The following is an 11646-nucleotide window of genomic DNA, read 5'->3' as shown; positions in this document are numbered from 1 at the left end:
CATAACGCATCAAATCCCATTAGATCTCAAATGCAATTTTGTTTCCATGCCGAAACACTCATCAGGGCACATGAAACGTATGCCTCTCGCGGCAAGGTGTGCGATAAGCCTTTCGCATAACGACCAGATGACCTCGTCATGGACGAGATGATGCGTCAGAAGCCCGATCGGCTCGTCGCGATCCGCTTTGCCGGCCGATCGTCGTTCGATCGCGCTGGCGAGACTGGCAACGATCAGAGCCGGATCGGCCAGGCTTCTCGTGCCGTGCCAATCGATGGGATCCACATGGGTATTGATCTGGACAAGTCCCGTGACGGGATGGACAGCCTTCCGGTCCATAAAGGTGGATAGTCCCCGAAACCCCAAATGCGGCAGGTGAGCGACGATTTCCGGGGATATGCGGTTCCAGGGCGGCACGAAGACCGGCAGGAGCCTCGATCCGAGGTGCTCCCGCGCCGCATGGAGAGCCTGTTCCGCCTCCGCCACCATGAGTTCCAGGGGACGGTGAGGGCCGAACTCCGCCTTCTTGTCGCCGGCGGGAGCATGATTGGCATGGCTCCAGCCATGGACGAGAGCGACGGCTTTCGGCTCGTCCGCCAGACGCATCGCGAGCGAGGCATCGATGCCTTCAGGAATGACGGCAAGGCCGATCCCGGCGTAGGACCGGCGGGCAAGACCGAGAAGCCGGTCGAGCTGGGGTGTGTCTGCCACCGCATCGTCGTCCCGCCACCAGACGCGGACCGGGTAGCCCTGATCTTCGGCCCGGTCCAGGGCCCGGTCGAGAGGCGACCAGTCGGTGGTCCGGTGAAGCGCGGGCCTGGAATGCACGAGGCTTTCGGCCACGACAACGCTCCGCCGGGCCCCGTCGATTGATATGGATGGAGCCGGGGAGGGCGCCCTGGTCAGCCCGCGCCGGATCGCGTTGGCCAGATTCTGCCATGACAGGTCCGTCTCGGGCAGGATCTCGGCAAGCCCCAGCGCCGTCAGGCGCTCGGCGCGCAGGCGCTGCTCCGTCTCATGGCCCGCCTCGAAGGGGACGAGAACCGATCGGACCCGGCACCGCAGGAGGTCGATTGTCGTGTTGTATCCGGCCTGGCTCACGGAGAGCTCGGCCCCGGCGAGCAGGGCCCGGAAATCGGATCTCGCCCGCTCGACGACGACGTGAGCCGGGGCAACCTCCTGGAGAGCGAGGAAGTCGGGTTCCGCGACACCCCGGCCGATGAGGATGCGCCAGGGCCGATCGGTGATCTCCCGTGACGCCGTAAGAGCGGTCCGGAAGAGCGGCAGGCTCGCTGCGCTCGATCCGCCGGAGATCACGATTCCATGTCTGCGAGACGCCGGGACAGAGCCGTCGTTCTCGTCCACATAGCCTGTGTAGTGGATGAGCGGCTTGATCCGCTCGTCCACCGGCCATGAAGCCTCCAGAGGCAGCAGATCCGGATCGCCATGGACGAGTACGGCGTCGTAGTCGCGAAGCGCGCGCTCGTGCGCTTCGGCGATCCGGGACGCCTTGGAGGAGGGCACCAGGATGTCCCGGATCGAGCACAGAACCAGCGGGCGCGGGCTCGATCTGCGCGCGGCATCGAGCAGGGCCGAGAACTCATCCGCGAGAACGCGGCGACCGAAGGGAAAAAGCTCGGTAATGAGAATGTCGGGCCGGACGGCTTTCAAGGCTTGGAGCAGAAGGGTTCGGCGCCTTTCGAGATAGGCCGCGTCGACGGGCTCGAAGTCCTCGCCGAGCAGTGTTCTGAAATCCGTCCCAATGGTGCGCACGGACGGCAGCTGAACGAAGGTGACGTTCGCGAGATCGGACAGGCGGACGGGGCTTCCGCCCGACACAAGCATCGTTTCGTGCCCTTTTCGCGCGAAAGCCCGCGCCAGGGCGGCGGCCCTCGTCAGGTGGCCCGCTCCCAGCAGATGCGTGACGGCGATCAGGACGCGCAAACTCTTTCTCCCCTCTAATCCGTGAGCGCTGCGAGCGCATTGCGCAAGCGCAAAGCGGCATGATCGAGATCGCGTTCATGTTTGATGAAGCGAGACGCACTGGTGCCGAGCGCCCGCAGCCGCTCCCGGTCCTGCAGGAGTTCGCTCAACGCATCGGCGAAGGCCATGACGTCGCCGGGCCTCGTCAGCATTCCGGTCTCGCCATCCCGCACCACGCTGGGGACGCCGCCATAGGCGCCCGCAATCACCACGCAACCGAGAGCCTGCGCCTCCAGCAGCACCATGCCGTAGGCCTCGTTGACGGCAGGCCAGACCAGGAGATCGGCCGCCTCATAGAGCGCTTTCAGGTTGGCCTTGCTCTCGATCTGCCCATGGAAGCGCACGCGTTGCGCCAAGGGCGAGTAGAGCCGTGCGACCTCGTCCCGCGCCTCGCCGTCTCCGACGACATCGAGGGTCCAGGGCAGGTGCCGCAGCCGGTCCAGGGCCGCAGCGAGAATGCGATAGGAGGCGAGCTTGTCGCCCGGGCGCATCATCGCCACGGTGAGAAGGCGCGGTTCGGCTACGGGCAAGGGACGAGAGCCCGATGCAGGCCATTCCTGCAGGTCCAGAAACGGCGGCAGGTCCACCAGAACCTGATGCTGCGGTCGCGCCGCCTCCAAAGCCTCCCGGTCATGGGCCGTCATGACGAGGATCGCATCGGCCCGGCCGAGCGCCGCTTCCGCCCCTTGGTGCCCGAGAGCCCAAGGTCCTTGCGCGCGCTTGGCCGCTCGCGATCCTTCGGCGATCGCATAGGCGATGCCCAGCGCGTCGGCGACCAGCGGCCCGATCCAGTCCGGAGCCTTGTAGTAGACGTGATAGGTGAACCACAGGCAGGGCCGCATCCCTTCAGGCAGCGCCCTGTAATGGGCGATGAGGCGATCGGCCTCCTCCAGCGATTGCTCCCGGAGGCTCTCCTGACGCTGGCGGTCGCCTGTCCTGTCGAGCGTCCGCAGTTCGCTGGCGAGGAGCGGCGAATAACCTGCCCGTTCGAGAGCCTTCATCAACAGGCGGGCCATGGTGCGGTCGCCCGAGGGAAGCGGATGGCTCGGGCTCTTCAAGGGAGCGTAGAACGCCACAGGCCGCGAGATCGTCACACCCGCTCCGGTGTTCTCTCGGGGTTCTCCGTCGCGGCTCGCAGACGGGCTTCCAGCACGTCGATCCCACCCTCCATGGAGAAGTCCTGCCGCAGGCGCGAAAAGGCTGCCGCGCCAAGGGCTTTGCGGCGCTCCGGATCACGGGCGAGGATGTTGAGCGCGTTGGACAAGGCCTCCCAGTTACCCGGCGGCACGAGCTGGCCTTCAACGTCGTTGCGGATGAATTCGGGAATGCCCGCAAAGTCCGTCGCCACGATGGCGAGCCCCTGGCTCGCCGCCTCCATGATCACGTTCGGAAGCCCGTCACGGTCACCCGATTTCGCCTCTTTCGAGGGCAGGACGAAAAGGTCCGCATCGCGCAGGAGCGCGATGATGTCGGGCTGGGCCTTGGAGCCGAGGAAGGCCACCTTGTCGGCGATGCCTGCCTCCTGCGCCTGCTTCTTCAGGCTGTTGAGCAGTTCTCCTCCGCCCACATGGGCGAAGCGCCAATGGAGGTCCTGCGGCAGTGCTGCGAGCGCCTGGATCAAATCGCCGAAACCCTTCTTCGCCACGGCGCGCCCGACGGACACGATGCGCACCGGATCGAGCGGGTCCGATCCGTCCCGGACCGGGCGGCTTTCGGGCGGCGAAGGAAAGCGGGAGAGATCGAGCCCGTGGTAGACGAGCGACACTCGTTCAGGCTGCGACAGCGATCGAAGATTGCCGGCTCCCTGCGCCGTGCAGGTCACGCCCCAGAGGGCTTCCGCCATCTTCTCGCGCTTTTCCCAGTCGGGCGTCGTCCAGATGTCCTTGGCATGGGCCGAGAAGGTCCAGCTGCGCCCTGTGAGCAATGCGGCATACCGGACGACGGATGCCGGCGTGTGAAGGTAATGCACGTGCAGATGCCGCACGTCCCCCGGCATCTCCCGGGCCATCACGAAGGCCTGGCCGAGGCGGCGCACCCGATTGGCGGTGAAATCACGCTTCAGATCGCGCCAGAAGGCCCTGAGCGTGGGGCCGAAGCCTTTCCGGCCCAGGCTCCAGAGGGCGCCACGCAGCACGCGCAGCGGCTCCTCGTAAAGATACTCGGGCAGATAGGCGATCCGGGCCGCAATCGCCTTGTGCATGGGATGAACGGCCCGTTCCGTCGGATGCCGGAGCGACCAGATCTCGAGCTCCAGGCCGCGCTTCTCGAGAGCCAGGATCTCCTGGGCAATGAAGGTCTCGGAGAGGCGTGGATAGCCTTTCACGACGACCGCGATGCGTCGGGCTGTCATCGAAGGAAGCATGGATGCGATTACTCGGCCGCCTGATGATACGCGGTGGCGAACGGCGCCTTGGTCGCGAGAGCCTTCAGGCGTTCCTGCACCCGGTCGAGCCCGTCGAGCAGGCCCGGGACGATCACCTCCGACGGACGCGGCTGCGACGAGAGGGAGCGCAGGGCGGCGGCCATGCGCTCAGGCGTCCGCGGCTTCTTGTAGTCACTCAGCATGCTCACCAGCCCGAGCCGCTCGCCCTCGACGGCGCGGATATGTTGCTCGAGGCGGGGACGGGTGCGCGGAACGATCAGCGTGCGCTTGTCGAAGGACAGGGCCTCGCAGAAGGTGTTGTAGCCGCCCATGGCCACGATGGCGTCCGCCTTCTTCATGAGCCATTCGATCTTGTTGTCGAAGGACATCACATCGAGCTTCGGCTGCTTGGCGATGCGCTCCACGAAGGAACGGCGCATGTCCCGGTCGATGAACGGGCCGAACAGGATGAGCGCCGGCTGTTCGAGCTCCGCATCGGACTCGTAGGCCGAGATCACCCAGTCGATCAGGTCGTCGCCGTCGCCGCCGCCCCCCGTGGTCACCAGGATGAAGGGCTGCTTCGTGATCTTGGGGTATCGGGTCAGGGACGGGGTCGGCGGCACGTCCCGGCGCAGATAGCCGGTATAGGTGATGCGCTGTTCCACGTACGGGGGCAGGTCCAGGGCCTTGAGCGGCTGATACACGTCCTTGAGGCCGTAGACCCAGATCTCGTCGTAATAGCGGATCAGGGCTTCCTTCGCGCCCTTGCGCTCCCATTCCGGCACGAGAAGGGCCGGCTCGTCCATCACGTCGCGGATGCCGAGCACGAGGCGGCACCCGGCTGCCTTGAGGTAATCGAGCGCCGGCACGACCTCGCCGCGGAAACCCGTCGGCTCCTTGTCGACGATGAACACGTCCGGCCTGAAAGCCTTGGCGGCCTGGAGAATGAGGGCCTGGCGCAGGCCCACCGCCTCGTCCAGCTCCACATTGAGGTTGAGGCTGCGGTAATCCCCGTCCGGCAGCTTCGTAACCCCTGGGATGCGGATGTAATCGACGCCGCTGTCGAACTCGAAATTGCCGATGACGGGTGAGCCGGAGATGATGACGACAGAGGTGTCCGGCCGGTCCTGCACGATCGCATTAGCGATCGCCCTCGAGCGTCGCAGATGCCCGAGGCCAAAGGTGTCATGGCTGTAGATAAGGACTCTCGTTCCACGGCTGCTCACGGGCTGCACCGGGGACGGACCTGCGTCCTGATCGAAGTCCTTCACCAGGTCTGCCATGGGGCTGCCCCTACGATAAGGCCGGCGGGTCGATTGACGACCCATCCGCCTTCTCTACCTTCTACGGTCCCTATCGATCAAATAAGGCGTTGCCCGAGATCGGAAAGAGGTTCATCCAGGCGTACAGAAGTGGTAACCGTTGGGCAATGGAAAAGAGCCTCTTTAGGTATATTTGGACACATTCCAAGCGCGACCAGCTGATCGTCTGCGCCGTAGTCCTCGCTTCCCTGCCGTTCTACTTCATGTCCCTGGATCTGCCTCGCCAGATCGTGAACCAGGCCATCCAGGGCGAGGCTTTCAGGGACGGCAATACGACGGCTCCCTTCCTTCATCTCAACCTCGAATGGCCGGGATGGCTCGGGGGCGGCACCCTGGAAATCTTCGAGGGCTTTCAGGTCGGCCGGCTCGGCCTGCTCTTCGGCCTCTCGACCGTGTTCCTGTTCTTCGTCATCGTCAACGGAGCCTTCAAGTACTGGATCAACGTCGCCAAGGGCATCCTGGGCGAGCGGATGCTGAGGCGCATGCGCTTCGACCTGTTTTCCATGATGCTCCGTTTCACCCCGGATGCCCTGCGCACCGTCAAAGCATCCGAGACCGCGACGATCATCAAGGATGAGGTCGAGCCCATCGGCGGTTTCATCGGTGATGCCTTCATCACGCCGATCTTCCTCGGCATGCAGGCCATCACGGCGCTCGCCTTCATCATGATCCAGAACGTCTGGCTCGGCCTGATCGCCCTGGCGGTGATTGCCATACAGTTCACGATCATTCCGCGGTTGCGGCGGGAGCTGCTTCGCCTGGGAAGGCAGCGGCAGATCGCCTCCCGGCAACTGGCGGGCCGCATCGCGGAGGTCCAGGACGGCATCGAGGTCGTTCACGTCCACAACAGCTATGGCTGGGAGCGGGCCGAGGTCGGTGAGCGCCTCTTCAATCTCTTCACCATCCGGCTCAAGATCTATAACCGGAAATTCTTCGTCAAATCGCTCAACAACTTCCTGGCGCAGCTGACGCCCTTCTTCTTCTATGCCATCGGCGGCTATTTCGCCCTGCGCGGCACTCTCGACATCGGTCAGCTCGTGGCCGTCATCGGCGCCTATCGCGAGCTGCCGCCGCCTCTGAAGGAACTGATCGACTGGGACCAGCAGCGTCTCGACGTTCAGGTGAAATACGATCAGGTCACCCAGCATTTCGCCGAGGAGCGGCTCGCACCTCCGCTCGAAGCCGCCGAGGAGGCGCAGGAGGACCAGCCGCTGGCGGGTCCCTTCGTGGCCGAGGACGTTCGCGTGGCCGGCCCCCATGGCGACATGATCATCGAAGGAGGCGCCTTCGCCGTCGATCTCCCCGCGAGCGTCGCGCTGGTGTCCAATGGCGGCGCCGCGGCGAGCATGCTGGCGCGCATCATCGCCCGGCGCACGTCGGAATTCAGCGGACAGATCCGTATCGGCAAGCGCGATCTGACGCAGCTCCCGATCTCCGTGGTGGGGCGTCGTATCGCCTATGCGGGCGTCGATCCGATTCTCTTCCCCGGCAGCATCCGAGACAATCTGATTTACGGCCTCCGCTCGAAGCCTCTGGGCAGGATCCAGGAAGAGAAGCGGGAGATGGATCGCCGGATCGCCGAGGCGATCAGAACGGGAAATCCGGTCGAAAGCATCGCCGATCAATGGGTGGATTACGAGCGCGTCGGCGCGAGGGACGAGAGCGATCTCGATCGCATCCTCCTCGACCTGCTGGACCGGGTCGGCATGGGTGACACGATCTACCTGTTCGGCCTTGCGGGCAGGATCAATCCCGAACGCCACACGGCCCTTGCCGAGCGTGTCGTCGAGGCCCGGCGACGCCTGCGCGAAACGTTCCAGTCGAACGGCATGGCCGATCTTGTCGAGCCCTTCGATCCGGCGCGCTACAACAGCCAGGCCACCGTTGCCGAGAACCTGCTCTTCGGGGTGCCGATCTCGGAGGAGTTCAAGGGCCGCAATCTGGCGGAGAACGGCCAGTTCCGCAGCGCCATCGACCGGGCCGGTCTGACCGACGATCTCGTCCGTATGGGCCTGCAGATCGCAGAGACCATGACCGAAATCTTCGAGGGGCTGCCCCCCGGCCATTCGCTCTTCGAACAGTTTTCCTTCATCGGCGCTGAGGAATTGTCGGAATTCGAGGCCATTCTGCGCCGGCATGGCCGGGGCGAGGGCAATCTGAGACGGGAGGACCGGACACGGCTCCTGGCCCTTCCGCTCGCCTATATCGAGGCCCGGCACCGCCTCGGGCTCCTCGACGGCCGATTGATGGAGCGGATCGTCGAGGCGCGCGGCCTCGTCCGGGAGGTTCTCGGGAAGTCCGCCGAGGGGGTGGATTTCTACGACCCTGAGCATTACTGCGCCGCAGCGCCGTTGAGGGACAATCTCCTGTTCGGGCGCGTCAGCTATCAGGTCGCCAATGCGCGCGCCCGGGTCGCCGAAGCCGTCGGGACGGTCGTCCGGGAGCTCGATCTGCTCGAAGACATCGAGCGGATCGGCCTCGATTATCAGGTCGGCGCGGCGGGCAGGCTTCTGGCGCCTGAGGAGCGGGCGAGCGTGAATCTCGTGCGCTGCCTGGTGAAGCGCCCGGACATTCTCGTCATCGACGGGGCGCTCGCAGCGTTCGACGAGGCGCGCGGTCAGCAACTGCTCGAATTGCTGCTGGAGCTTCTCGATCAACAAAGCCTGTTCATGGTCCTTCCGAATGATCGACAGGCAGGCGCTTTCGATGTTCAGTTGCGCTTCCGCAATGGACAGATCATCACAGAAAAGACGGCCGCTCCGGATCTCAGGCCTCCCAAGCCCGAGCCGGATGCCGCGCAGAGAGTAGCAGGAGAGGTGGCATGACCCTTGAGACCGAGGTTCAGTCCTTGCGTCAGGTGCCGATGTTTCGGGATGTGGATCCGGCCCGCCTGAAACTTCTCGCCTTCACGAGCGAGCGGGTGCAGTTCTCCGACGGACAGCGCTTCTTCTCGCAAGGGGATCCGTCCGACGCCGCCTATGTGATCCTCGACGGCCGGGCGAGCGTGCTCCTCAATACCCCCGGCGGCGACATCCAGGTGGCCGAACTCGGGAGCAACGCCCTTGTCGGCGAGATGGGCATCCTGTCGGATACGCCGCGCTCCGCCACGATCATGGCGGCCGAGCCGACCACGGCCCTGCGAATCGACAAGCGGGTCTTTCTCGAGCTTCTCGCCCAGTTTCCCCAGATGTCCCTGGCGATCATGCGGGAACTGGCGAAGCGCCTCGAGCGGACGAACGCACAGCTTGTCGCACAGTCCTCATCCTGAATTTCCGGTCAACCCTGAGATTTTTCGGGGGAAATGCCGCTTAAGGTTAGCAAAATCCTACTTCTTATGGCCAAGCTGACCGATTCTCGTCACATCTACCCGTCAACCCTTGTCTCAGAACAAGGGAAGGCCCAGCCATCAGGTCGGGCTGTTGCGGGATAAGTGATGATGAGTAACGCGAGAACGCTGCTGTGCGCAGTTCCGCAGCCTGTTGCGGATGTGCGCGAGTCCGGACTTCGCCGCCGTTTCCTTCACTTGACCTTGACCGCGGGCCTGATTTTGGGGCTCCAGGGTCTCGCCGCCGGACCGGCGGCCGTGGCGACCCTCCCGAGCGCGTTGCTGGCCAGACCCGTCGCCGCTTCCGCCTCCCAGCCGATCTCCACCGGCTCGATCCTCACGGCCTCCATGGATTTCACCCCGAAGCTGATGAGGGATCCAAGCCTCTTCAAGGCCATCCTCGACGGTGCCTTCTCGTTCAAGAAGCCGCGGGCCGTGAAGCCGGCGCCTCAGGAGATGCAGGATGAGGCGGCCGGCGATCCGGACGAGCTGATTCCGTTCAACGGGCGCACCATTCCACGCTGGCTGGTGCATTCCATCCTCAAGGCCGCCCACGCGACCGGGGTCGACCCGGTCTACATGATGACCCTGGCCGACGTCGAATCGAGCCTCTCGCCGGAAGCCAAGGCGCCGACCTCGTCCGCCCAGGGGCTGTTCCAGTTCATCGACAGCACGTGGATCGAAACCGTCTACCACCATGCCGCCGATTACGGGTTCGGCGCTGCCGCGGAAGCGATCGGCTACGTCAATGGCGAGCTTGAGGTGGATGCGAAGCACCGCGAGTGGATCATGAGCCTGCGGACGGATCCTTATTTCTCCGCTCTCATGGCCGGCGAGCTGATCAAGGACGTGGAGCGCGCCCTTCAGGCCGAAGGCGAACGGGAATTGGCCGAGGCCGAGCTCTACCTGGCCCATTTCCTCGGCGCATCCAGCGCCGTCCGGTTCCTCGAAGTCCTCGACCAGGACCCGAACATGAAGGCGTCCAAGCTCTTCCCGAAGGCCGCCAAGGCCAATGCCGGGCTGTTCACGGAAGGCAAGGGTCGCAAGCGCCGCTCGGTCAGCGTGGCGGAACTCTACAACAAGATCGACACGAAGATCGTCCGCCGGCTCGACCGCTACGAGGGCATCGGCCCCTACCTGGCCGAGATCTCCCGCCAGACGGAGCGGACGGCCGTCGCCGAGCCGCTCATCCAGTAAGAACGGAATTCTGGCGCTGCCGCTCGCGTTCGGCGGCTCTGCCCTCGACGAGCAGCGAGGAACGTCTCCGCTCGATCCTTCCGCTTCCCAGCTTCAGGCCGCTGCGTCATAGCGCTTCTGCGCGTCGACGACCTCTCCGATATGGGTTTCGACCCAGATCCGGAGGGTGTCGACCGTGGATGTAAGGGTGTGACCGAGCGGCGTGATGCTGTACTCGACCGTGACCGGCACGGTCGCGAACGCCTTGCGGCTGACCAGCCCATCCCGCTCGAGGCTTTTGAGCGTCTGCGAGAGCATCTTCTGCGACAGACCCTCGATCCGGCGGCGCAGTTCGTTGAACCGCATCTGCCCCTTCCCCGATCATCCGATCGCACTGATGGCCGAAGACGCCGACGCGGGCAGCGAGCGGGTGTGCACGAAATCGCCCTTGGCCAGATAGGCCAGCTCCTCCGGCGTGGAGGCGCGTCCGAGGACCGGATTGCGGTGCGGGAAGCGGCCGAAGCGGGAGATGACGTCGAAATTGGCCTGGGCCTGGCTGAGGGAGAACTGCCAGACCGGCTTGAGATGCTCGGGAGCGTCCTCGATGGCCCGCTCCGAGATGGCCACGATGCGCCGCATCCGGTCCACGTGGTCCGGTCCCTCCGCATGGGCGAGGGGCAGAAAATGGAAGAATTTCTCGTAAGGGCTGGTCAGGGCATCGTAGTGCCCGTTCCTGAGCCCTTCCTCGGCGATCCTCAGAGTGTCCGGGTCGGAGGAATAGGCCTCCGGCGTGCCGGCGAACAACCCGCGCGGGAACTGGTCGAGAACGATGATCAGCGACAACCGCCCGAGCGGCGTTCCGGCCCAGTGATCGAGCTGACCGGCCTTGGCCGCGTGAACCAGGGGAGCGAACCGGTGGAGTTCCGCATTGGCCCCGCCGCGCATCCACCAGGCCATCATCTGCCAGTGTGCCGCGATATGGGAATCCGAAAGGTCGACCGGAAACCAGAAGTCGTAGACCCTGCGCCAATCCATATGTGATGACATCGGCTCCTCCTTGAAGGAGCGTCGATATTATCTCGGGTGGAATCCCCGTGGTGTGCTTGGAAGCACCTGAAAACGGTCAGGGAGCTCAGAACGCCTTGAACGTGATGATCGTGTGCGTGTCGGCAATCTCGGGGATCACCTGGACGTTCTCGGCGATGAAATGGCCGATATCGACCCCGTCGTCCACGTGGAACTTGGCCAGGATGTCGTAATTGCCGGCCGTCGAATAGATCTCGGACGCGATTTCCCGGTCGGCAAGAGCGTTCGCGACGGCGTAGGTCTTGCCGAGCTTGCATTTGATCTCGACGAAGAAAGTCTGCATGGGGGGCTCCGAGAGGTCGTCTGGAATTCGATCGTCAGGGAGATATGGCACGGGACCGTGCCGGTGAGAACCTCCCGGCTCGATCATCCACGGTGTCGTTCCCGGCCTG

At 64.5% G+C, this 11646-nt stretch carries 9 protein-coding genes and 1 pseudogene; 3 read left to right on the top strand and 7 right to left on the bottom strand.

All coding sequences use genetic code 11. From position 1 onward, the window contains the following. Nucleotides 1-9: 9 nt before the first annotated feature. Genes KHP60_RS18075 through KHP60_RS18060 form a run of 4 tightly spaced genes read right to left on the bottom strand, consistent with a single transcriptional unit; the run spans nt 10 to nt 5628 of the window. Nucleotides 10-1944, bottom strand: coding sequence for a glycosyltransferase (locus tag KHP60_RS18075; RefSeq protein WP_213565726.1), 1935 nt, complete (start codon nt 1942-1944; stop codon nt 10-12). Between the two features lie 14 nt (nt 1945-1958). Then, nucleotides 1959-3077, bottom strand: a complete 1119-nt coding sequence (locus KHP60_RS18070; protein WP_311925173.1) for a glycosyltransferase family 4 protein — start codon at nt 3075-3077, stop codon at nt 1959-1961. Further along, a complete protein-coding gene (locus tag KHP60_RS18065; RefSeq protein ID WP_213565725.1) occupies nt 3074-4333 on the bottom strand; it encodes a glycosyltransferase family 4 protein in 1260 nt (419 codons plus the stop codon). The genes KHP60_RS18070 and KHP60_RS18065 overlap by 4 nt, the downstream gene beginning before the upstream one ends. Before the next feature lie 20 nt (nt 4334-4353). After that, complete coding sequence (locus KHP60_RS18060) at nt 4354-5628, bottom strand: glycosyltransferase family protein (RefSeq protein WP_213565724.1); 1275 nt, start codon at nt 5626-5628, stop codon at nt 4354-4356. A gap of 146 nt (nt 5629-5774) precedes the next feature. Here KHP60_RS18060 and KHP60_RS18055 point away from each other — a divergent pair, with 146 nt between their 5' ends. From KHP60_RS18055 to KHP60_RS18045, 3 genes are all read left to right on the top strand, one after another. Then, nucleotides 5775-8492 carry an ABC transporter ATP-binding protein gene (locus tag KHP60_RS18055; protein ID WP_213565723.1) on the top strand — a complete coding sequence of 906 codons (2718 nt, stop codon included), beginning with the start codon at nt 5775-5777 and terminating at the stop codon, nt 8490-8492. Continuing rightward, complete coding sequence (locus KHP60_RS18050; RefSeq protein ID WP_009494010.1) at nt 8489-8935, top strand: Crp/Fnr family transcriptional regulator; 447 nt, start codon at nt 8489-8491, stop codon at nt 8933-8935. Before KHP60_RS18055 ends, KHP60_RS18050 begins: the two co-directional genes overlap by 4 nt. 168 nt (nt 8936-9103) lie before the next feature. Further along, nucleotides 9104-10189, top strand: coding sequence for a transglycosylase SLT domain-containing protein (locus KHP60_RS18045; protein WP_213565722.1), 1086 nt, complete (start codon nt 9104-9106; stop codon nt 10187-10189). A 93-nt stretch (nt 10190-10282) separates the two neighbouring features. On the opposite strand, the pseudogene KHP60_RS18040 reads toward KHP60_RS18045, so the two are convergent. The 3 genes and pseudogenes from KHP60_RS18040 to KHP60_RS18030 form a co-directional block, all read right to left on the bottom strand. Further along, a pseudogene (locus KHP60_RS18040) lies at nt 10283-10534 on the bottom strand (winged helix-turn-helix transcriptional regulator); the annotation flags it as partial. Between the two features lie 15 nt (nt 10535-10549). Next, on the bottom strand, nt 10550-11215 hold the full coding sequence (locus KHP60_RS18035) for a DUF924 family protein (RefSeq protein ID WP_213565720.1): 666 nt from the start codon (nt 11213-11215) through the stop codon (nt 10550-10552). An 85-nt stretch (nt 11216-11300) separates the two neighbouring features. Then, on the bottom strand, nt 11301-11537 hold the full coding sequence (locus KHP60_RS18030; protein WP_009494007.1) for an Lrp/AsnC ligand binding domain-containing protein: 237 nt from the start codon (nt 11535-11537) through the stop codon (nt 11301-11303). Nucleotides 11538-11646 lie beyond the last annotated feature (109 nt).

The organism is Microvirga sp. 3-52 (assembly GCF_018383585.1).
Classification (GTDB): Bacteria; Pseudomonadota; Alphaproteobacteria; order Rhizobiales; family Beijerinckiaceae; genus Microvirga.
The sequence above is the reverse complement of the archived record's forward strand: the minus strand, read 5'-3'. Positions and strand labels throughout refer to the sequence as shown.